Origin of the sequence: Kitasatospora sp. NPDC049258, from assembly GCF_040678895.1 — a bacterium.
Taxonomy (GTDB): Bacteria; Actinomycetota; Actinomycetes; order Streptomycetales; family Streptomycetaceae; genus Kitasatospora.
In genome coordinates, this window is record NZ_JBFAQT010000041.1 from 19,136 (window position 1) to 40,977 (window position 21,842).

At 71.9% G+C, this 21,842-nt stretch carries 14 protein-coding genes and 3 pseudogenes; 5 read left to right on the forward strand and 12 right to left on the reverse strand.

Annotation, left to right across the window (positions count from 1 at the left end):
- Positions 1-7: 7 nt before the first annotated feature.
- The 3 genes from ectB to AB0K43_RS26170 form a co-directional block, all read right to left on the reverse strand.
- A complete protein-coding gene (ectB, locus tag AB0K43_RS26160; RefSeq protein WP_363643850.1) occupies positions 8-1,309 on the reverse strand; it encodes a diaminobutyrate--2-oxoglutarate transaminase in 1,302 nt (433 codons plus the stop codon).
- Positions 1,310-1,516: 207 nt separating this feature from the next.
- Positions 1,517-2,167 (reverse strand): response regulator transcription factor, encoded by a 651-nt coding sequence (locus AB0K43_RS26165; RefSeq protein ID WP_363643852.1) that lies wholly within the window; start codon positions 2,165-2,167, stop codon positions 1,517-1,519.
- A gap of 8 nt (positions 2,168-2,175) precedes the next feature.
- Positions 2,176-2,838, reverse strand: coding sequence for a LuxR C-terminal-related transcriptional regulator (locus AB0K43_RS26170; RefSeq protein ID WP_363643854.1), 663 nt, complete (start codon positions 2,836-2,838; stop codon positions 2,176-2,178).
- 547 nt (positions 2,839-3,385) lie between these two features.
- On the opposite strand from AB0K43_RS26170, the gene AB0K43_RS26175 reads away from it, so the two are divergent.
- The 3 genes and pseudogenes from AB0K43_RS26175 to AB0K43_RS26185 all read left to right on the forward strand — a co-directional run.
- A complete protein-coding gene (locus tag AB0K43_RS26175) occupies positions 3,386-5,491 on the forward strand; it encodes an amino acid adenylation domain-containing protein (protein WP_363643856.1) in 2,106 nt (701 codons plus the stop codon).
- 463 nt (positions 5,492-5,954) lie between these two features.
- The gene (locus AB0K43_RS26180; protein WP_363643858.1) at positions 5,955-7,145 is read left to right on the forward strand and encodes a ricin-type beta-trefoil lectin domain protein; all 1,191 of its coding nucleotides are present in this window, start codon (positions 5,955-5,957) and stop codon (positions 7,143-7,145) included.
- 251 nt (positions 7,146-7,396) lie between these two features.
- Positions 7,397-9,187 (forward strand): annotated as a pseudogene (locus AB0K43_RS26185) (glycoside hydrolase family 3 protein); the annotation flags it as partial.
- Positions 9,188-9,479: 292 nt separating this feature from the next.
- Here the strand turns inward: AB0K43_RS26185 and AB0K43_RS26190 are convergent.
- The 4 genes from AB0K43_RS26190 to AB0K43_RS26205 all read right to left on the reverse strand — a co-directional run bounded on the left by AB0K43_RS26190 (position 9,480) and on the right by AB0K43_RS26205 (position 12,201).
- Positions 9,480-10,013 (reverse strand): flavodoxin domain-containing protein, encoded by a 534-nt coding sequence (locus tag AB0K43_RS26190; RefSeq protein WP_363643860.1) that lies wholly within the window; start codon positions 10,011-10,013, stop codon positions 9,480-9,482.
- A gap of 74 nt (positions 10,014-10,087) precedes the next feature.
- Positions 10,088-11,008 (reverse strand): universal stress protein, encoded by a 921-nt coding sequence (locus AB0K43_RS26195; RefSeq protein ID WP_363643862.1) that lies wholly within the window; start codon positions 11,006-11,008, stop codon positions 10,088-10,090.
- The gene (locus tag AB0K43_RS26200) at positions 10,992-11,327 is read right to left on the reverse strand and encodes a hypothetical protein (RefSeq protein ID WP_363643864.1); all 336 of its coding nucleotides are present in this window, start codon (positions 11,325-11,327) and stop codon (positions 10,992-10,994) included. The genes AB0K43_RS26195 and AB0K43_RS26200 overlap by 17 nt, the downstream gene beginning before the upstream one ends.
- A gap of 463 nt (positions 11,328-11,790) precedes the next feature.
- Entirely contained in the window at positions 11,791-12,201 is a 411-nt protein-coding gene (locus tag AB0K43_RS26205) for a hypothetical protein (RefSeq protein WP_363643866.1), read from the reverse strand.
- A gap of 187 nt (positions 12,202-12,388) precedes the next feature.
- On the opposite strand from AB0K43_RS26205, the pseudogene AB0K43_RS26210 reads away from it, so the two are divergent.
- Positions 12,389-12,553 (forward strand): annotated as a pseudogene (locus AB0K43_RS26210) (cold shock domain-containing protein); the annotation flags it as partial.
- Positions 12,554-12,619: 66 nt separating this feature from the next.
- Positions 12,620-13,333, forward strand: a complete 714-nt coding sequence (locus tag AB0K43_RS26215) for a VIT family protein (protein ID WP_363643868.1) — start codon at positions 12,620-12,622, stop codon at positions 13,331-13,333.
- Positions 13,334-13,492: 159 nt separating this feature from the next.
- Here AB0K43_RS26215 and AB0K43_RS26220 read toward each other — a convergent pair whose 3' ends face one another.
- The 5 genes and pseudogenes from AB0K43_RS26220 to AB0K43_RS26240 all read right to left on the reverse strand — a co-directional run bounded on the left by AB0K43_RS26220 (position 13,493) and on the right by AB0K43_RS26240 (position 21,659).
- Positions 13,493-13,783 carry a hypothetical protein gene (locus tag AB0K43_RS26220; RefSeq protein ID WP_363643870.1) on the reverse strand — a complete coding sequence of 97 codons (291 nt, stop codon included), beginning with the start codon at positions 13,781-13,783 and terminating at the stop codon, positions 13,493-13,495.
- A 476-nt stretch (positions 13,784-14,259) separates the two neighbouring features.
- On the reverse strand, positions 14,260-14,778 hold the full coding sequence (locus AB0K43_RS26225; RefSeq protein WP_363643872.1) for a transposase family protein: 519 nt from the start codon (positions 14,776-14,778) through the stop codon (positions 14,260-14,262).
- Positions 14,775-15,338: pseudogene (locus tag AB0K43_RS26230) on the reverse strand (transposase). The gene AB0K43_RS26225 and the pseudogene AB0K43_RS26230 overlap by 4 nt, the downstream one beginning before the upstream one ends.
- A gap of 326 nt (positions 15,339-15,664) precedes the next feature.
- Positions 15,665-18,514 (reverse strand): hypothetical protein, encoded by a 2,850-nt coding sequence (locus AB0K43_RS26235; protein WP_363643874.1) that lies wholly within the window; start codon positions 18,512-18,514, stop codon positions 15,665-15,667.
- A gap of 796 nt (positions 18,515-19,310) precedes the next feature.
- Entirely contained in the window at positions 19,311-21,659 is a 2,349-nt protein-coding gene (locus AB0K43_RS26240) for a LuxR C-terminal-related transcriptional regulator (protein WP_363643876.1), read from the reverse strand.
- Positions 21,660-21,842 lie beyond the last annotated feature (183 nt).

Below are 21,842 nucleotides of genomic sequence, written 5' to 3' on the forward strand. Positions count from 1 at the left end.
CGGGACGTCAGACCGACTGCAAGCCCTGCCGCAGCACGTCGAGGCCGCGGTCGAGGACGGCGGGATCGACGGTCAGCGGAGGCAGCAGCTTGACCACCTCGTCGTGGCGGCCGCACAGTTCGACGATCAGCCCCCGGTCGAAGGCGTACCGCTGCAGCCGGTCGGCGCGCTGCGGACCGTCGCCGGCACCGAGGTCGATGCCGAGCGCCATCCCGCTCCCGCGCGTCACCAATCCCTGCTCCAGCGCGTCCAGTTCGCCGCGGAACTGGCCAAGCCGGTCGATCGCGGCGGCGAGCTGGGCCTGGAAGGCGTCCTGCCGCCACAGCTCGCAGGCCGCGGTGGCGGCGACGAAGGCCAGCTGGTTGCCGCGGAACGTCCCGGTGTGCTCGCCCGGTTCCCAGGCGTCCAGCTCCCGCTTGAACAGCACCATGGACAGCGGCAGCCCGTAGCCGCTGAGCGACTTGGAGAGCGTCACCACGTCCGGGGTGATCCCGGCGTGCTCGAAGCAGAAGAACCGTCCGGAGCGGCCGCAGCCCGCCTGGATCTCGTCGAGGATCAGCAGGATCCCGTGCCGCTCGGTGAGTTCGCGCAGGGCGCGCAGCCACTCGGCGCTCGCCGGGTAGACGCCGCCCTCCATCTGCATCGGCTCCAGGATCACCGCGGCGGGCACCTCGACGCCCGAGGAGGGGTCGGCGAGCAGCCGTTCCAGGTAGCCGATCGAGTCGAACCGGCCCTGCGGGCCGTCCTCGAAGGGGATGAACGTGACGTCCTGCCCGCCGACCCCGCCCGCCCGGCGGGCCCGGCGGCTTCCGGTCACCGCGAGCGAACCGCGCGACATGCCGTGGTACGCGCCGGTGAACGCGACCAGGCCGGAGCGGCCGGTCTGCTTGCGGGCGAGCTTGAGCGCGGCCTCCACGGCATCGGTGCCGGTCGGGCCGGTGAACTGGGCCTTGTAGTCCAGCCCGCGGGGCCGCAGCACCGTGTCGGCGAAGGTGGTCAGGAACTCCCGCTTGGCCACGGTGTACATGTCCAGGCCGTGCGCGATGCCGTCGGCGGCGAGGTAGTCGGCCAGCCGGGCCTTGATGAAGTCGTTGTTGTGCCCGTAGTTGAGCGTCCCCGCGCCGCAGAAGAAGTCGATGAACGACCGGCCGTCCTCGGCGAACAGCTCGGCGCCCTTGGCCCGCTCGAAGACGGCCGGGAACGTGCGGCAGTACAGCCGGACCTCCGACTCCAGCTCCTCGAAGATCTTGAACTCGGGCTCCGGCAACGGCTCCTGGCCGGTGGTCGGGGTGTCCTCGGCGATGTCCATCAGGTCCTCTCGGCAGGGGTCGGGCCCGCGGCGGCCGCTCGTGGCAGTGCCCGCAGGTGGAGGGAGGGTCGCCATGCCCGCCGGGCGGACATGGGCAGGAGCAGCGTGCCGCCGGAGCGTGGCCCGGCACCAGGGAACGAATGGCAGCCGCGGGGCCGGGTCGCTGCGCGTTTGTCCCGGCCCGGCGTCCCGGGGCCGGCCCGCGGGTCAGATCAGCCCGGTCCGCACGGCGTGCGCGACCGCGTGGGCCCGGTTGCGGACCTGGAGCTGGCCCATCAGCTCGTAGATCACGTTCTTGACGGTGTGCTTGGAGCAGCCGAGCGTCCTGGCGATGGCCTCGTTGCCGTGGCCGTCCGCCATCAGCCGCAGCACCTCGATCTGGCGGTACGTCAGGGTCGAGCCGCCCGGGCGCCGGCCGGGATCGGCCGGTTCCGGCGACCCGTTGAGCAGCCGGGCCAGCACCAGGTGGGAGAGCCGGCCCTCGCCGCGGTGGGCCGAGTGGACGGCCGCGGCCAGCCGGTCGGGCGTCGCCTCGGCGGACAGCAGCATGGCCCGCGCGCCCGCCCGCAGCGCCTGCAGGGCGCCGTTGCGGGACAGCACCCCGGCCACCACCAGCAGCTGCTCGCCGCTGCCCGGCAGGGCGGGCCGGCAGGCTTCGATCGCACCCTCCACGGTGTCGCCGACGGCCACCAGGACGTCCTGCGGCGAGGGATCCGGCGCGTGGGCCGGCCGGAGCCCCGCGATGATCAGCTTGGCCTCCACCACCGCGCGCGCCGCCGCGTCGCTCGACCGCACCCTCACCCGGGGCCCGCTGGCGGGGGAGGCGCCCGTGACCGCGGCCGCGGCGGGGGCCGCCATCGTCGCGATCACAGCAGGCCCGCCCGCAGGGCGAAGGCCACCGCGTGCGCGCGGTTGCGGAGCTGGAACCGTCGGGTGACGTCGTGCACCACGCTGGTCACGGTGCGGGGGGAGTAGCACAGTTCATGGGCGATCTCCTCGGTCTCGCGGCCGTCGGCGACCAGTTGCAGCACCGCCCGCTCCCGCTCCGACAGCGCCGACCCGCCGGGCGCCGCCGCCCCGTTCGCGGCCGCCTCGTTCGCGCCCGCCCCGTTCGCGCCCGTGCGGCGGGCGCCGGCCCGGTGGCCGTGGTCGAGGAGCCCGTCCAGCAGGTCCGGCGGCAGCGTGCAGTCGCCCGCGGCGGCCGCCACGACGGTCGACGCCAGGCGCTCGGCGGTGGCCTCGGAGCGGCGCAGCAGCCCTCGGACACCTGCCGCGAACGCCTGGACCGCGTCGCCGGCCGCCAGTTCCGTCGCGACCAGCACGACCTCCTGGCGCTGGCCCGCCGCCCGGGCGGCCTGCACCGCGTCCATCACCCGCGGGGTCACCCGGTCCACCATCATGACCGCGACCTGCGCCTGTTCCCCGGGCAGCGCCACCGCGATGTCGGCGTGGCACTGCAGGCTGATCCGCGTACCGGCCTCCAGCACCGGGTCCTGCGCGACGATGCCGACCTTCACCGGTTCGCCCATCAGCTCCTCCTGGAATGTGGCCTGGGTCCGACTCGAAGAGCATCGGGCGCGCGGCCGCCCGGCGGCATCGGGTGACGGCACCCAGGTTTCCCGACCCACCGGCGGCCCGGGCCGCCGGCGCCCGCCACCGACCCGTACCGCGCCCGACGTGGCCCCACCGCCCGCCCGGCCCCGCCTCCCGCGCCTGCCGCCCGCACCGCCGTGGCGCCCGCTGCCACCGGGCTTCGGCGTCCACCACCGGGCTCCAGCAGGACTCGACCGGAAACATGGGGGCGATCCCCCCATGCCCGGCCCGGCCGTCGTACGGACACCGGTCCGGGCCCGGGCGGCACCTGTGGCCGCGGTGCGCGCTGCCTGTTTTTCTCTCGTGCGGCTCCCCACCGACCTGGCAGCCTGACCGAGGCGATCCGCCGCAGCGCTGCGCGACGAGCCGATCGCTCAGGCCGGCAGTGCGGAGCGGCCCGGTGCAGTGCCGCCCGGTGCAGTGCCGCCGACCCGGTGCACCGTCCGGCCCGGGCGGTGACACGTTCTGACGAGGAGGCACCCCATGACACCGACCGCCCCGATCCCGCGCGCCCCCGAAGCGACCTCCACCGCCCCCGCGCCGCCGCAGCTGCCCTGTCCGCGCGACGCCACCCGGCCCGACGGGGACTGTACGGTCACGCGCCGGCTGCCCGCCGACGCGTGGTGCGCCCTGCTGGCCCGAGCGGCCGCACACGACCTGCCGGCCCCGGTGGTGCTCGCGGCGGCCTTCGCCCGCACCGTCGCCGACTGGTCAAAGGAGCCCCGTTTCACCCTCGACGCGGACGGCGTGCCGCTGCCCGTCGACGCCGACCCGCACCGCGGCCTCCTCGACTGCGCCCGCGCCCTGGGCAGCGCCCGGCCCCGGCCCGAGCTGCCCCTGCGGCTGCGGGCCGGACTCCGGTACGAGGCCGCCGCGGACGCCGCCGGCGGCCTGCTGCTGACCTGGGACGCGGCCGGCCTGGCCCTGCCCGAGGGCCTCCTCGAAGACCTGGCGGACACCCACCTCCTGCTGCTCCAGCAGCCCGCCGAGGCCTGGCAGGAGGCGCCCGGCGATCCGCTGCCGGCCCGTCAGCAGCTGGTGCGCGAGCAGGTCAACTCGACCGGCGCCCCGCTGGCCGACGACCTGCTGCACGAGCCGTTCTGGCGCCGGGCGGAGCTCACCCCCGACGCCCCGGCGGTCATCACCGCCGCACGCACGGTCAGTTACCGCGAACTGCGGGCCGCGGCGACCCGGGTGGCCGAGCAACTGCCGGACCACCGGGCCCGGCCGGCGATGGTCGCGGTCGTCCTCGACAAGGGCTGGGAGCAGGCCGCCGCCGTCCTGGGCACGCTCGCGGCCGGCGCCGCCTACGTGCCGATCGCCCCCGACCTGCCCGCCGAGCGGTTCCACCACCTGCTCGCCCACGCGCAGGCGGCCGCGGCCGTCACCACCGCACAGCTCGCCCGTACGCTGCCCTGGCCGGACGGACTCCCGCTGATCGTCCTGGACGAGTCCGACCTCGCGGGAGAGGGCGAGCGGGCACTGCCCCGCAGGCGCGGGCAGCGCGACCTCGCCTACGTCATCTACACCTCCGGTTCGACCGGTCGCCCCAAGGGTGTGATGATCGACCACCGCGGCGCGCTCAACACCATCACCGACATCAACCGCCGCTTCGCGATCGGCCCGACCGACCGGGTGTTCGCACTCTCCGCGCTCTCCTTCGACCTGTCGGTCTACGACATCCTCGGGCCGCTGAGCGTCGGCGGCGCCCTCGTCATGCCCGGCCTTGGGAGCAGCCGGGCTCCCTGGGAATGGGCCGGGATGCTCGCCGAACACCGGGTCACCGTGTGGAACACCGTCCCCGCGCTGATGGAGCTGCTGGTCGAGTACACCGCCTGCCGGCAGCAGCGACTGGCCGGGTCGCTGCGCCTGGTGCTGATGAGCGGCGACTGGATCCCGGTCTCGCTGCCGGACCGCATCCGGGCCCTGGCGGCTCCCGGCATCGAGGTGATCGGCGCGGGCGGCGCGACCGAGGCCTCGATCTGGTCGAACTGCTACCCCATCGGCGAGGTCGACCCCGCCTGGCCCAGCATCCCGTACGGCAGGCCGCTCACCAACCAGCACTTCGAGGTCCTCGACAGCGCCCTGCGCCGCCGCCCCGACTGGGTGCCGGGCGAGCTGCACATCGGCGGCCACGGCGTGGCCATGGGCTACTGGCGCGACGAGGAACGGACGAAGGCGTCCTTCCTCACCCACCCGCGCACCGGCGAGCGCCTCTACCGGACCGGTGACCTGGGGCGCTACCTGCCCGACGGCAACCTGGAGTTCCTCGGCCGGGAGGACTTCCAGGTCAAGATCCACGGCTTCCGGGTCGAACTCGGCGAGATCGAGGCCGCCGTGCTCGCCCACGAGCAGGTCGCCGCAGCCGTCGTCACCGCCGTCGACGCCCCCGGCGGCGCCAAACGGCTGGTCGCCTACGTCACCCCGGCCCACACAGCCCCCGGCGAGCTGCGCGAACACCTCGCCGCCAAGCTCCCCGCCTACCTGGTCCCCGACCAGTTCGTGGCCCTGGACGCCCTCCCCCTGACGGCCAACGGCAAGGTCGACCGCACCGCCCTGCCCGTACCGGGCGCGGCCGGCCGCCGATAGCCGACAGCCGATCGCCGCCCGCTCCGGCCGCCGCGACCCCGGCGGCCGGGCGGCCGGACGGCCGGAGCGGGTGCCGGAACTGTTACGTCGACTGATGAAGTGACAGGCGCCCGACGGGTCCGCTCCAACGCGCGAAATTCGTTTTCCCTCGTCAGGGACATGCCGCCTTTTCTTCAAAACTTGAAGGCAAGCAGACCGCTTGACAGTCCATCAGCCTCGCTGGCTTCATGTGTTGCAGTGCGAGTGAGCCCGTGCGGCTCACCTGTCGCGCACCGGTCCCACCATGCGAACCGGCCCTGACGGAGCCGTCCCGCCCCACGTGCCCCACGTGCCCGCCGGTCACCCCCGGAAGGAGCGGGCGTCCGCACAACCGCTCGCGGGAGCGCTCCCACGCCTCCGTCCGATGCGCAGCCCCCACCGCCCGGGTGCGGCACCGACCTGCCCGGCGATCGAAAGGATTCCCATGCCCGGATCCCGTACCAGGCCGCACCGCGGAGCCGCAGTGCTCGCCGCCGTCGTGGCCGCGCTGCTGATGGCCGCCCTCTCCCTGGCCGGCGCCTCGCCGGCGTCCGCGAGCACCACCCTCTGCGGCCGGACCGACAGCGTGAAGGTCTCGGGCGGCAAGTACGTCGTCCAGAACAACGAGTGGGGCGACTCGATCGAGCAGTGCATCGACGTGAACGACGACGGTTTCAAGGTCACCAAGGGCTGGCACAACGTCTCCACCGGCGGCGCGCCCGCGGCGTACCCGTCGATCTACGCCGGCTGCCACTACGGCAACTGTTCCAGCGGCAACGGTCTGCCGCTGCAGGTGTCGGCCTTCGGCAATCCGCAGTCCAGCGTCGACTTCTCGACCGCCGACGGGCAGTGGGACGCCGCGTACGACCTCTGGTTCGACACCGGTGCCAACCCGTCGGGCCAGAACAACGGCGAAGAGATGATGATCTGGGCCAACCACGCCGGGCCGCCCTCGCCGTTCGGCTCCAAGGTCGCCACCGTCCGGATCGAGGGCGCCGACTGGGACGTCTGGTACGGCCGCCAGAGCAACGGCGTCTCCTGGAACACCGTCTCCTACGTCCGCCAGCAGCCCACCAACACCATCACGGTGAACATCAAGGACTTCACCGACGACTCGATCGGCCGCGGCTATCTGTCGCCGGCCTGGTACATGACCAGCGTGCAGTTCGGCTTCGAGCCCTGGGTCGGCGGCCCCGGCCTGGCCGTGAACTCCTTCTCCTACGAGGCCAACGGCTCCGGCGGCGGTCCGTCCGGCACGGTCGCCGGCCAGCAGAGCGGCCGGTGCCTGGACCTCAAGGACTGGGGCACGGCCGACGGCACCCCGGTCCAGCTGTGGGACTGCGGGGCCGGCTGGAACCAGAGGTGGACGCGGACCGGCGGCACCCTCGTCAACCCGCAGTCCGGCAAGTGCCTCGACGTGGCCGCCGGTGCCACGGTCAACGGCGCCAAGGTGCAGCTCTGGTCGTGCAACGGCACCGGCGCGCAGCAGTGGCAGCTCAACGCCAACGGCACCGTCGTCAACCCGGCGTCCGGGAAGTGCCTGGACGCTGGCGGCTCCGGCAACGGCGCCCTGCTGCAGATCTGGGACTGCTACGGCAGCGGCACCCAGGCCAACCAGGTCTGGACGCTGCGGTAGCCCGTCCGGCCGGCGACCCACGGCGGCGACAACGCCGTGGGTCGCCGGCCCGGCCGCCGACCCCGGTCCCACCGCAACCACGCCCGAGGAGCATCGACATGAGGTACCAGCCCCGACCCGTCCTGCCCCGACCCGGCACCGGCCGGCGCGCCGCAGGCGTCCTGCTGGCCGCGGCCGCCCTGCTCGCCACAGCGCTTCCGTCGGCCTCGGCCCAGGCCGAACCCGGTACGACCGCCGCCGGTGCCAGGCCGCCCTACCTCAACCCCGGTCTGCCCACGTCGCAACGGGTCCGCGACCTGCTCGGCCGGATGACCAGGGAGGAGAAGATCGGCCAGATGACCCAGGCCGAACGCGGTTCCGTCGACGCCGACCCGACCCGGATCACCGCCCTCGGCCTCGGCTCGCTGCTGTCCGGCGGCGGCTCCACCCCGACGCCCAACACGCCGCAGGCCTGGGCGGACATGGTCGACGGCTACCAGCGGCAGGCGCTGAAGACCCGCCTGCACATCCCGCTGCTGTACGGCGTCGACTCCGTGCACGGGCACGGCAACCTCGTCGGCGCGACGATCTTCCCCCACAACATCGGCATGGGCGCCACCCGCGATCCCCGGCTGGTGGCCGAGGCCGAGCACATCACCGCCGCCGAGACCCGGGCCACCGGCCCGCAGTGGGTCTTCGCCCCGTGCGTGTGCGTCACCAGGGACGAGCGTTGGGGCCGGGCGTACGAGAGCTTCGGCGAGGACCCGCGGCTGGTGCAGCGGATGACGACCGCGGTCGACGGCTTCCAGGGCACCCGGGTCGAGGATCTGGCCCGGCCGGACCGCGTGCTGGCCACCGTCAAACACTTCGCCGGCGACGGCGACACCACCTACGGCACCTCCACCACCGGCGACTACACCATCGACCGCGGCGTCACCGTCACCGATCACCGGCGCTTCGACGCCATCGACCTCGCGCCGTACGTCGCGGCCGTCCAGGTCCACCACGTCGGCAGCATCATGCCGTCCTACTCGTCCGTCCGGTGGACCGACGTCCCCGGCAGCGGCCCGGTCAAGATGAGCGCCAGCAAGGAGCTGCTCACCGACGTCCTGAAGCGGAAGATCGGCTTCGACGGCTTCCTGATCAGCGACTGGGACGCCATCACCGAACTCCCGGGCGACTTCGCGACCCAGGTCCGCACCTCCGTCAACGCCGGTATGGACATGTTCATGCAGCCGTACGACGCGCCGCAGTTCGAACAGGCCCTCGCGGCCGAGGTCCAGGCCGGCCGGGTGCCGATGTCGCGCGTCGACGACGCCGTGTCCCGCATCCTACGGGCGAAGTTCGAACTCGGCCTGTTCGAGCACCCCTTCACGGACCGCACCAACATCGGCGGCATCGGCTCACCCGCCCACCGGGCCGTGGCCCGCCGCGCGGTCGCCGAATCCCAGGTGCTCCTGAAGAACGACCACCACGCGCTGCCGCTCGCGCCCTCCCAGCGGATCTACGTCGCCGGGGTGAACGCCGACGACCTCGGCAACCAGGCCGGCGGATGGACCGTGACCTGGCAGGGACAGTCCGGCAACACCGCGTTCCCGGGCACCAGCATCCTGAACGGCATCCGGCACGTCGCCGGGAACGTCACCTACAGCGCCGACGCCGGCGCCCCCACCGCCGGCTACGACGTGGGCATCGTGGTCGTCGGTGAGACCCCCTACGCCGAAGGCTTCGGCGACGTCGGCACCCGCGGCCGCACGCTGGAGCTCTCCACCACCGACCGGGCGAACATCGACCGCGTCTGCTCCACGATCACCACCTGCGTCGTCCTCGACGTCGCCGGCCGCCCCCAGATCGTCACCGGCCAACTGCCCGAGGCCGACGCCTTCGTGATGTCCTGGCTCCCGGGCAGCGAAGGCGACGGGGTCGCCGACGTCCTGTTCGGCCAGCGCCCCTTCACCGGGAAGCTCCCCGTCACCTGGCCGCGCAGCGAGGCCCAGGAACCGATCAACATCGGCGACCCGCACTACGACCCGCTGTTCCCCTACGGTTTCGGCCTGACCACCACGGGTTGATCCGCGATGGCCGCGCGGCCCCGGCGCGGCGGCCCGGAGGCCGATCCGCCGCCGGATGGACGCGTTCTCGAGCGGGCTCAGCCGTTCGAGCGCGGGCGGTTCGGACGCGACGGCACGGACGTCCCGGGGCGCCCGGTCGGGGCCGTGGACCCCTGACCGTGAACCGGTCGGCGACGGCAGTGACCTGCTCGGGTGGAGCGGAGGCTCGGCGACCCCGCGGTCACCGCGGCTGCCTGTGGAGCGGCCGCCACGACGGTGACGGGCCGGGCCGGCGCCGTCCCGGTCAGGCCAGCGACGCGCCCCAGGCGGCGGCCCGCTCGCGCTCGCCCCCGCGCAGCGGGCCGCCGGTGCCCTCGACGACGAAGCCTTCGGGACCGGCCACCAGGTGGTAGCGGTGGTGAGCCAGCCGGCGGGCGATCCCGTGGGCGGCCCCACCGCTGATCAGCATGTCCGCGCGGGTGTCGAAGGCAGCCGCGCGGGTGCCCGGCGGCGCCTTCGGGAGTGAGCGGAACCAGGTGCGCAGCCCCGGGCCGGCGTCGGCTTTCGGGCCGTGCGCCCGCGGCTCGTCCCCCTCGGGCGCCCCGGCCGCGGCGAACCGGGCCATCCTGCGGCTCGGCCCCGTGCTCATGCCGTACACATGGGTGGGCCCGCCGACCACCAGGAGGTCCGCGGCGCCGGTGACCTCGGGCCCCGCCCCGGCCACCGGAACGCAGCTCACCACCGCGTCGGGCCGGGCACCCCGCAGGCCCTCGGCGATCGCCTCGGCCACGGTTCGGGTGTTGCCGTAAACGCTCTCGTACACGATCACTGCCTGCACGACCACTCACCTCTCGGGAGACCGGCTGGGTCCGTCCACCACCGTCCGACACCCCCTTGCCGGGCCGTCGGACGTCAGGGGCGTCCTGGGTACGGGACGACGGAGACGGGGCAGGGCGCGTGGTGGATCGCGGCATGCGCCACCGGGCCGAGCCGCGGGCCGACCGCCGCGCGCCGGGTGCGGCGGCCGATCACCAGCAGCCCGGCCTGCGCGGCCGCCTCCAGGAGCGTGGCGGCGGCGTTGCCCGGCGTCACCTCCTCGACCACGTCCACCTCCGGGTACCGCTCCCGCACCGGGCCCAACGCGTCCGCGAGCGCCTGGCGTTCGACCGCGGCCAGATCCCTCTCCAGGGAGCGGGCCGCTACGGCGGCCAGGTACTCGCTGCCGTGCGGCGGGGCCCAGGCGTGCACGACCCGCAGCGGCGCCGACCGCAGGGCGGCGCTCCGGAAGGCGAAGGCCACCACCTCGTCGCAGCGGTGCCGCAGGTCCAGCCCGAGGACGACCTCCCGCAGCGCCGTACCGGTGGAGGGGCCCCCGCCGGCCGCCGGGAGGTGCTCGCCCGGCGCGCTGTCGTCCGCGCGCACCAGTACCACCGGGCAGCCGGCCCGGCCGAGCACCTCCTGGCTCACCGAGCCGATCAGGAACCCCCGGAGCGGGCCCAGGCCGCGCGAGCCGAGCACCAGCATCGCCGCCGTCCTCCCGGCCGCTTCCAGCACGGCGGGTGCGGCGTCCGGAACGTGGACGGCGCTCACCTCGATCCCCGGCAACGCCGTCCGGAGTTCGGCCTCCCGCGCGGCCAGCCGCTGCCGGCCCCACCGCTCGGCCTCCTCGCTCCCGAGGACGTAGGGCTGCGTCCACGGCCAGGCCTGCACCAGCTCCAGCGGCAGCCCGCACCGCAGGGCCTCGCGGGCCGCCCACTCGGTGGCGGCCAGGCTCTCCGGCGATCCGTCGAATCCGACCACGATGGCCTGTCCACGCTCAGACGTGCCTGCCATGACGGACCTCCTTGCTCCGGTGCCGCGCCGGGTGGGTGGTGAGCGTGGCCAGCTGAGGCAGGGCCTCGAGGGCGTCGTGGTCCTGAGGACCCAGAGCGGCTGCCGGGATCCCGTCCGCCGCCGGTTCCTCCAGCCGCAGCCAGGCGCGCGTCCCGGCCATTCGCGCCAGGTCGGGGCCGGTGCGGCGTTCGGCGTCAGCGGTCAGCTCGCCGAGGCCAGTCTCGGGGACGTCGCGGTTGGCGAAGGGCTGGCGGCAGTGGCGCTGCCAGATCGCCTCGAAGAGGTTCCGTCCGTACGGAGGTGCCGCGGGAGTGAACATGCTCCCTCTCCTGCCTCGGGCCCCCGGGTCCGGCCGACAGCCGACAGCCGTCGCCTCTTCACTCTCATCGTTCGCCGGGCCGGGGGCCCGGTGCCAGGGCCGTTCGGGCCCCGAAGACGATGCAACGGGCCCCACGGGGCGGTCCCGGCTCGTCGGCGGGCTGTCCGAGCCGACCGGCCCTGGCGCGGCACCGCGGTGCGGGCGGACGCTGGCGTCAGCCCGCCACCTGGCGCCTGCCGTGGCCGGGCCGGACCGAGGGCGGCGCAGATGTCCACCGCCCCCCGCTTGCCGTCCGCTGCTGCTCTGAACCGGGTGGCGGCTCACACGGCCCGGCACGGGTGGGCGTGGTGCGGTCGTGGCCGCAACGTCATGCCGAACCCGCTCGGTGAGACCGGATGACCGTGCCGGTCGACCCATGCGGTGCGGCAGGGCCCGACACTTTGCCAGGCGCATGCCATGTCGGTCATGGCTGGCCTGTTGGGTGCGGCGGACTTCCCGGCCACACCTCGAATGCCTGGGAGATCCCCGCCGGAGCTCCGGCGCGGAAGCGGCCGCGGATCAGCGCCGCGACCTTGACCACGGCATCGGCTCGACCGCCGAGCTCGACCTTCACCGGGCCGGCGCCGGCATCCGCGAGGGGGACCGGCCGTGCGGCGTTTTCTTCGATCGGCGCCGACGTGTCCACCTGCCAGCGGGTGCGGACCACCTGATCGCCGGGCGAGACATAGTCCCCTGCTGCGCCAGGACCAGGGACGACGATCAGCTTGAACGACTGCCCCACCGTGTCGGCGACCACGTTCGCCACGGGCGGCGCACCGGAGATCGACATGTGCACCATGGCGCTCGGTTCCCGTGAGCCACTGGTACTGGTCATCGCTCTCCTCCGAGGTCGGCTCCTCTCCCAGGGTCTGCCAGTGCGGGGACTCCCGCATCTGTTCAGCAGGGGAGTCCGCCCGTGTTCGCGGCCGACGGCGGCCCGACCCGACCGAGGCGCGTACGGGCGCCACACCCACGCCGTTTCGTGTCCGGTTCGGCTCCCTGGCTGCGGGGTCCGCTGCGGTGTGGTTCCGAAGTTCTCGCCCGACCAGTGGGACCGATCAGTTCCCACGAAGGAGAAGCGCACGGCCACCGGCACCGTCAAATGGTTCAACGCCGAACATGGCTTCGGCTTCATCGAGCAGGACGGCGGCGGCCCCGACGTGTTCGCCCACCACTCGAACCGGGCCCGTCGAGTGCGCAGGCCTGCCGGCAAACCGACAATGAACTCGACGACCGACAGGAGCGGCTGACCGATGACCTTCTTCGACCGGCCCAACCCGCACCAGGAGAGCCACAGCGCGGGCCGGGCCGGCTGGCTGCGCGCCGCCGTGCTCGGCGCCAACGACGGTCTGGTGTCGGTCGCGAGCCTGATGGTGGGCATCGCGGCCAGCGGTGCGAGCACCTCGACGGTGCTGACCGGCGGCCTCGCCGGGTTGTCGGCGGGGGCGATGTCGATGGCCGCCGGCGAGTACGTCTCGGTCAGTTCCCAGGTCGACGTCGAGACCGCCGACCGTGCGAAGGAGCAGCGCGAACTCGCCGAGAACCCGGTGGCCGAGCTCGCCGAACTCACCGCCATCTACCGGGCCCGCGGCGTTCCGCCGGATCTCGCGCGGCAGGTCGCGGTCGCCCTTCACGAGGCCGATCCGCTTCAGGCCCACCTGCGTGACGAACTCGGCCAGAGCGAGCACACCGCCGCGAAGCCGCTGCAGGCCGCCGTGGCCTCCGCCACGAGCTTCCTGGCCGGCGGACTCGTTCCCTTCCTCGGTCTCCTCGCCGGGAGTACCACCGCCAGGATGTGGCTGATCGTCGCCGTCACCCTCCTCGGCCTCGCCACGGCCGGCGTGCTGGCTGCCCGCGCCGCCGGAACCGGTGTGCTGCACCCGACCGTGCGCGTCGTCCTCGGCGGCGGGCTGGCCATGGCCATCACCGCGGCGGTCGGGCAGCTCGCCGATGTCTCCGGCATCTGACCGCCACGGCGGGCGACGCCCCACCAGGTGCCGCCGGCAGTTCCTCGGCGGCCCGGACCCGCAGGGTGCCGGGCACGGACGACATGGCAAGGCGCGCCTGCCCTGACGGTTGTGGGCGCGGGCGCATTCCTCCTGCCGAGAGGTCCTGCCGCCGGCTCGTCACCGAATCCGGCGGTCCTGACGGTCCGCCGGTTCATCCCGGGCGAGGACCACACCGAGCAGCTGAACCATGTAGCCCAGGCGATGAAGGATCTGCGGGAGGATAAGCGCCGCGGCCTGTTCGACTACCCCGGCGGGGACGACGAGTACTCCGAAGCCCTCGAAATCGTCGTCGACGAACGACGCCGCCTTGCTGCCCTCCCGCAACGCCCTGCCGCTTGGGTCGACGTCGAAACCGGCCAGACCCTCGCCGATGCCTGGATCCGAGCAGACCAGGAACACCGCCGCCAACTGCTCATAGTCTCAAGGCCCGCCTCTACATGGCGCCGGCCATCGAAGGCTGGTACCTGTCCGCTGAACTTGAGGCTCGAGTGCGGCCATAATGCTCATGATGCGGGAGGGCGTATGAGTCTGTCGTTTTCCAACCAGTTCGACGTGCAGGCAGTTCTGAAGGGAGGGGCGCGGCACGCCGACTTCGGGCCGAACGTGCTGGCCCCTCATCGATGGGATCGACAGGCCCCGGCCGCTGAGCGCGCCCCCCATGCCGACGAGCGCCCGATCCCCCTCGGGATCAGGTACTTGCGCTGTGTGCGGGCCGCCGTCGACCGCTCCCGTTGAAGCCACCGAAAGTCGATGGACAGCGCCACTACCGTGGGGCGCATGGGTTGGGCGCTTGGATATCTGACACCGTGTGAACCCGAGCTCTTGGAAGGGCTGTTATGTCGGCAGGCCGGGCGCTGCACCTGGCCAACTCATTCTGAGCCTTTTCAGCGTTGCCTCTCCAGAGTGAGGACTGCCTTGGCTGCTGACGTCAGACGGGTCGGGCTGCAGCGGGCGTGGTGGAAGATACGCCAGCGCTTGACGGTTGCCACGCCGCGTTCGACGGGATACCGCAGCCGGGCGTGGGCCCGGTTGACCGATCTCTGCCCGGCCGTGAGCTCTTGGCGGGGCGAGCGCCTGGCCGGCAAGGCGAACGTGCCGCCCGCGCTGGTGTAGGCCATGTCGGCCAGGACGGGGACGCGGAGCCGGACGCAGGTCTTCACGATGCGGTGGGAGCGGGCCGCGGTCAGGTCGTGGGTGCGACCGGGCAGGGCTCGAGAGATCCACACGAGCTTCCCCTGAGGACCGGCGATGACCTTCCGGGTGGTGGCCAGGTCCGCGAGGCGTGCTTCGGTCTCGGTGAGGGCGGCGGTGAGGCGCTTCATCTTGCCGCGTACTTCGTGGGCGCGGTCGGTGGCCTCGTCCTGCCGGCCCTGGAGGTCCGTCAGGAGTTCGGTGACGTTCACGCGGTTGCCCGGAGGATGTCGCGCCAGGCCGGGGTGGGTATGGTGAGGCGGCGGGTCATGCTCGCGGTAGCTGCCCAGTAGACCCGCGAGGCGGAGTTGTCGGGCCGGAGGTTGTTCTCGCGGGCCAGGCGCTGGTGCAGCCTTAGCGTGCCGTTGACCTGCCCGACCACCCACCGCTTGGCTGCGGGACGAAGCCCCTGCCCTGGTCGGCCTGGTAGCGGCGGACGACCTCGACGGTGATGGCCAGCAGTGCACCGTGGATGATCACTTCGTCCTTGAAGCTGGCAGCGCAGAAGCTCCTGGATCCGCTGGTCGAGCTCGTCCCGGCGGCACAGAGTGAGATAGTAGAACACCGCCGACCAGGTCGGCAGGTCATGGGGCAGGTAGCGCCACTGACAGCCCGTCCGGTTCTGGTAGAAGATCGCGTTCACGATCTCCCGGAGATCATAGGCCCCGGGGTGTCTGGTCGCCGATCGCCTCACACGGTCCTGTTTCGAGGCTGTGATCGTCGGCTCGATCAACACCCACTGCTCATCCGATAAGTGACCGGGTTGTCGCACTCCACGGTTCAGCCGGGAATCGTGGTGGCGGCGGTCCGGTCCTTGGTGCAGAACCCGGGCTCGGCGTGACCGTCGACAATCGGATTCCCGCTGGTGGCCGCCGCAGCGGTGGGAGGGATCGAAGTGGCGGCTCGGAGTGCGTCGAGGACGGTCGGAACGCTGCCGAGGGATCTCTACAGCAGTCGCACGGGGTGCCTCATTCCGTGGATGCCGGAGGAGAGGATGTGTGGACATCTCATGCTCACTCTGCCGGATCCATTGTTCAGAGAAATCGTCGTGCTCGTTCCGCCGTCCGTTGCCGGGCGGCGGAACGAACACGGGTACCGTTAGCGGTAGGTGAGCCGGTCGACCAGGAGGTACTGGCCCGAGGTCTTCACGAGCTTGATCGTGTGGACACCGTAGGGCAGGTTGTCGATCGTGTAGACGCGCTGTTGGGCGGTACGGGTGGCCGCGTTGGCGCTTACCGTCCCGCGCGACTGGCCGTCCACGTACACCGTGATGGTGCCCTCGTCGCTGTTGGTCTCGGTGACCACGTCGGCGCCGGTGCCGTTGAAGGTGGCGGTGACGGAGTCGCCGTTGAAGGGGGTGAAGTGGACGTCGTTCTTGAAGTCGCCGAACCCCCGGTTGGCGAGCGGGCCCCAGCTGCCGTTGTAGACGAGCGAGGGGTCGTCGTCGTTGACCGAGCGGTCGAGCTGGAAGGCGTCGATGGTCGCGTAGGTCCCGCTGTTCTTGGTGAGGGTGAGCGTGTGGCTCCCGTAGGGAAGGTTCGCGCTCTGGTAGATGACGGCCTGGGCCCGGCGCGCGCCGGTGGTGGAGGTGTCGACGGTGCCGGCGGCGGAGCCGTCGAGGGTGACGGCCAGCTGTCCCTGGTCCGAGGAGAGTTCACCCAGGGCCCGGATACCGGTGCCGGTGAAGGCCACGGTGACCGAGTCGCCGTTGGTCTTGGTGTCGTGGACGTCGGCGCTCAGGTCGCCGTAGCTGCGCACGCTCAGCTCGCCGTAGCTGTGCGGGGGGTCGACGGTCCAGCTGCCGGTGTAGGAGATGGTGGCCGGGGCCGTCAGGGCGCCGTAGTCCCCGTCGTTGAGCAGGTCGGCGGTGGGCGGCATGAGCGCGCGGTAGCCGGATTCCAGGCCGGCCTGGGCCACGATGTCCTTGGCGCCCTGCGGCCAGGTGCCGTTCGTGACGAGCGTGGTGTTGGTGATCGTGACGTTGGTGCCGTTGTTCAGGTAGTTCGGAGTGTCGGTGTAGTTGTCGTGGATGGTGATGTCGTGGATGGTGTCGATCCACTCCTGGGTCCAGCGGTGGCCTATCTGGCTGACTACGTTGTTGTACGTGTTCCAGTAGGAACTTCCCTCGTCGTGGTAGAGGCCCTGGGCTTCGCCCTGCGAGCCGCTGGAGGTCGACAGGTAGTTGCCGGACACCACCGAGGTGGTGGTTCCGTTGCCGTTGCCCTGGCCGCCGAGGGTGTAGATGGCACCGCCGTCGTTGAGCGTGCGCATGGTGTCGTGGATGGAGTTGCCGAGGATCTGGTTGGCCCCGGAGTAGATCGTGCCGTGCTGGGTGACCCCGGGCGAGGCCCAGCCCCAGCCCCAGCCCAGCGAGATGCCGGAGTACGGGGTGTGCGCGATCTCGTTGTGGGCGAGCGTGACGTTGCGGGAGTTGCCGACGAAGATGCCGACCGCGTCCTCGTACTCGCGGCCGATGTTGAACACCGCGTTGTCCTGGACGGTGTCGCCCGTGGTCATCCGCGCGGTGTCGGTGAGGTAGTAGTCGTCCACCTCGCCGACCGACACCCCGCCGCCGGAGGCGTCGTAGATGCTGTTGCCGCTCACGGTGGAGTCCTGGGTGCCGTCGGCCAGGTCCACGGCGTTGCCTCCGACGTGACTGACCTGCCCGCCGGTGATGGAGATCCGCTGTCCGCGGTGGACGGAGACCGCGCCCGGAGTGCGGACCACCCGTGTCGCGCTGCCCGCCCACAGCACGCCGGCCTGGTTGTCCGCGTACCCGTCCGGCCCGCCGGGCTGGAGCCAGGTCGCGTAGGAGAAGGTGACGCCCCGGAACGCGATGTCGTGCACCGGAGCGATCACGTCCGGGACGACGGTGAAAGCGTCGACGAGCAGGTAGGTGCCGGCGGTCTTGACCAGCTTCACGGTGTGCGTGCCCTTGGCGAGGCCCGTGACCGAGGCGATCACCTGCTGGGCCAGGCGGGTCGAGCTGTTCGCCGAGGACGACGTGCGGACACCGTCGACATAGACGTCGAATGCGCCTTCGTCGGTGTTGGTCTCACTGAGCACGTCCAGGCCGGTGCCGGTGAACGTGTAGGTGACCGAGGCGTCGTTGGCGGTCGTGTAGTGGACGTCGTTGTTCAGGTCGCCGTTTCCGCGGTTGGGGGACACGGCCCACGATCCGGTGTAGGAGGCGCCCGCGTCACTGTCGTTGACCGGCGCCAGATGGCCGGGTGTGCCGGTGGCGCTCACCAGGGTTTCCAGCGTGGGCAGCTCGACATCGGCGGTGGCGAGGTTCTCGCCGCCGCGCGGGATGTAGTAGAGCTCCGGGGTTCCGCTGCCGTCGATGCCGCCGGTCCGGTCCAGATAGAACTGGCCCGGTGCGGACAGGAGCTCGTAGGCATTCTCGAGCCAGCTGATCGAGTTGATCCCGATCGTGCCGTTCCCGTTGAACGGGAAGCCCGGTGTGGGCGATGTCTTGGTGTTGGACCAGCAGGGCTGGGCCACGTTCAGGCTGGAGCCTCCACCCGCCGCGGTGATGCCCGACAGCGGGCAGCGCAGGTGCTTCCAGGCATTTCGGGCGACGATCTGAACGTCGGACGCGTTGCGCCAGCCGGTGTACGAAGGGTCGGCGGTGGTGAACCCGGCGGCGGTCTTGGTGAAGCCGGTGGGGTTGAGGGCTGAGCGGGTACGGTCGGCTCGCTGACCGTTGACGTACAACTGCAGGCCCTGCGCCCCCGCGGGTGCCGGGGCCTTCCAGATGTTCTTGGCCGCGTCGACCTGGGTGAAACCACTGATCTGCTGCGCGCCACTGAAAACGGGGTGCTCGCCTGGGTACGCCTGGTAGACGACGGTGTGGCCACCGGTTCCGGAGTCCTGCGGACCGAGTTGGAAGGGGCTGGAGAGGCGGTAGGTGCCGTCGCGCAGCTGCACCACGATGTCACCCGTCATCGCCGGTGCCAGGGTACGGACGGCGTCACGCGCGCCGGTGAGACTGCAGGGAGCGGTCAGCGTACAGGCGCTGCCCGACCCCGACGGTGACGCGTAGAGCGTCGTCTGGACAGCGGCCGTTGCCGTGGGGGCGGCCAGGGCGCAGGAGGCGGCAGCCACGAGGGTGGCTACTGAAGCCGCGAGCGTCGGTCTGAGCGGTGGAGTCATGGGGGTCACTCCGATTCCTAGCCAATACATCCGATGTACTGGCGGATGGTCGGCCGTTCATGGGGGATTTGAAGCATGATGGTGGATTAAACATCGGATTAATGTCAATAGGTTGGACGTACTTCTCCAGGCCGTCGCTGCTCGGACCTGCGTGCCTACTGAGAGCGTCCCGCAGCGGGCTTCCTGCGCGGCCCGGAGTGTCCGAGGCACCGGCGAGGCCGTCCCCTGACACCCGCCGTCGCCGACCGGGTGGCTCAGACCGTGGTGGCCCGCCATCTGATGAGGAGGGTGAATCCGGTCTTCCACCGGGACTCATGCGGATACCAGCCGCGAACGTCGGCCTTGGAGGTGGTGGAGAGATGCCGGGAACGCTGCTGGAGGAGGAAGGGGGTGGTCGAGCTCGACATCTGAAGGCGCGGATCATGCTGCCTGGTCCCCACGCCCGGATCGGTCTGGATCCGGGCGTGCGGCCACTGGCACGCCCTGGTGGCAGAGATGTGAGCTGCGAACTTCTCGCGGGCCGGGTGCAGTTCGGTCCGGCGCCCACAGTCCATAGTGCCGATCATGGAGGTTCGGCTGTCGTCCGAGTTCAGGCTTCCTTGTCTGCTGTGCTTCCGGCCGGCAGCGCTTCCTGCTGGGACACCCACAGGGCGACTTGGGTGCGGGAGGTGAAGCCGAGCTTGGCGAGGACGTGTTCGACGTGGTTCTCGGTGGTCCGCAGGGAGATCACCAGGGCCGCCGAGATGTTCTTGTTGCTCATTCCTTGCGCGATCAGTTCTGCGACTTGCCGCTCGCGCCGGGTCAGCCGGACGGCGTGCGGATCGCCGGTGACCTGTGCCGGCTCCTCGCGCAGCAGGTCGGCGATGACCTGGTCGGGGGACAGGCGCGCTCCGCGTTCGACGGCGGCCTGGAACACCCGGCCTCCCAGCGCCGCGCGTACCTGCGCCTCGAACGCCTCGTGCGGCCCGACCATGAACGGAGCCGATTCCTGCATGGTGCCGCCCAGTCCGGCCCACAGGCCCTGGAGAATGCCGATCAGGTGGGCGGCCCGTTCGTGGGCTCCGTCCTGGGTGGCGTTCCAGAAGGCGAGTTCGACGCACAATGCCAGGCCCCAGCGGTCGCGGAACGGCTGCTTGAGACGGATCGCCTCTCGTAGCAGGGCGTCGGCGGCGGCCCGATCGCCGGCCATCCACACGGCCAGCGCCTCGGCGGAGATGGCGTAGGAACGCTGGTACGTCTCTCCCCGGGACTCGGTGAGCGCCACGACTTCCCGGCTGAGGGCCAGCGCGCGCTCGGGGTTTCCCGCCAGGCTATCGGTGATCGACAGATTGACCTGGGTGTTGGCGACCGCCCTCAGGTCGTTGCGTGCCCGGTGCAGGGCGAGTGCCTCCTCGAAGGCCGGGACCGCTGCGGGCCCCGGATTCTCGAACCCCGTGGCCATCGCCCGGTGATGCACCGCCCAGGCGATCTGTTCGTCGTCGCCCAGCCGCTCGGCGCGCTCCTGGAGAGCCGCCAGCAGCGGCCACGCCTCGGTCGTTCTGCCCTGCACCACCGCGAGATATACGTCGACGCTCATGGCCTGGGTACGGACCGCGCCGGCGTCCCCGGCCACCGCCAGCAGGCGGCGCAGCCACTGCCTGGCCTCGCTCTGGGCGCTCAGCGCGTTCCAGTAGTCAATCGACTCCACGATCATGGCTAGTCCCACGGCTGCCTCGCCGGGTTCGGCGGTGCTGAACTCCAGAGCGGCGCGGAGGTTGGCATGCTCGGCCCGTATCCGGGTGAACCAGGCCACCTGCTCCGCACCGAACCAGTGGCCCCGCAGCTGTTCCAGCAGGCCTTTGAAGTGGTCCCGGTGGCGACGGCGCAGGCGGGCGCGTTCGGCCGGCGGGGTCAGGTGGTCGTCGCCGTACTCGCGGATCGTCTCCAGGAGCCGGAACCGCACGCCCCCGGCGTTCTCCTGCCGGCTCAGCACGGACTTGTCGACCAGGCCGGCCACCAGCTGCAGGACCGCGGACTTCGGGATGCCGTTGCCGGAGCAGACGGCTTCGGCGGCGGCCAGGTCGAAGCCGCCGGAGAAGACCGACACCCTCGCCCACAGCAGCCGCTCCTGGGGCGAGCAGAGCTCGAAACTCCAGTCCATCATCTCCCGCAGGGTCTGCCGGTCGGGCCGGGCGCCTGCGGCCTCGGTGTCCAGGAGGGTGGAGCGGTCCGTCAGCCGGCTCAGCACGGCATCGAGAGTCAGCACCCGCAGCCAGGACGCGGCCAGCTCGATCGCCAACGGGATGCCGTCGAGCGCGGCGACGAGCCGCGCCACCGTCCCGGCGTTGGCCTCGGTGACCGCGAACCCCGGCAGCACGGCGGCCGCCCGCTGCTCGAACAGCGCCACCGCCTCGAACTGCCGCAGCGCCCGAAGTCCGGGAAACCGCTCCTCCACGGGCGCACGCATCGGCGGGACGACGAACACGTGCTCCCCCGGGACGGCGAGCCGTTGCCTGCTGGTGGCCAGTACCTTCAGGCCGAGCGCGGCCCGCAGCAGGCCCTCCAACAGCCGGGCGCAGGGGACGGCCAGGTGTTCGCAGTTGTCGAGCACCAGCAGGAAACGACGCTCCGCCAGAAAGCGGGCCAGCACCTCCTCCGGCGTCCGACCGGAGTGGTCCTCGACGTCAAGCGCGTCCACCACGCTCTGCGCCACCAGCAGCGGATCCCGCAGCTGCGCCAACTCGACCAGGCACATACCGCCCTCGAACGACCCGCCCACATCGGCGGCCACCCGCAAAGCCAGCCTCGTCTTGCCGACACCACCCGGGCCGATCAGCGTCACCAACCGCGACCGCGACAGCAACCCGACCACCGCGGCCAGCTCACCGCGCCGCCCCACGAAACGGTCCACCTCCGCCGGCAGCCCGAAAGCCCCGGCCGTAAGTACGTCTGCACCCATGATTTCACCTCGGCGCCCACGGGCCCGGACTCTCCGTAGCTGCCCGCCCCGCGTCGACGGGGCTCCCACGGCCCACGAGGCAGGCGTGCTCGGCACGAGACCGCCTCTCACCAGTATGCACACGCAACGTGACACATGCCTCGGTGCCCAACAGTGGCGATCACGCATTGTTACGGTTGAGTC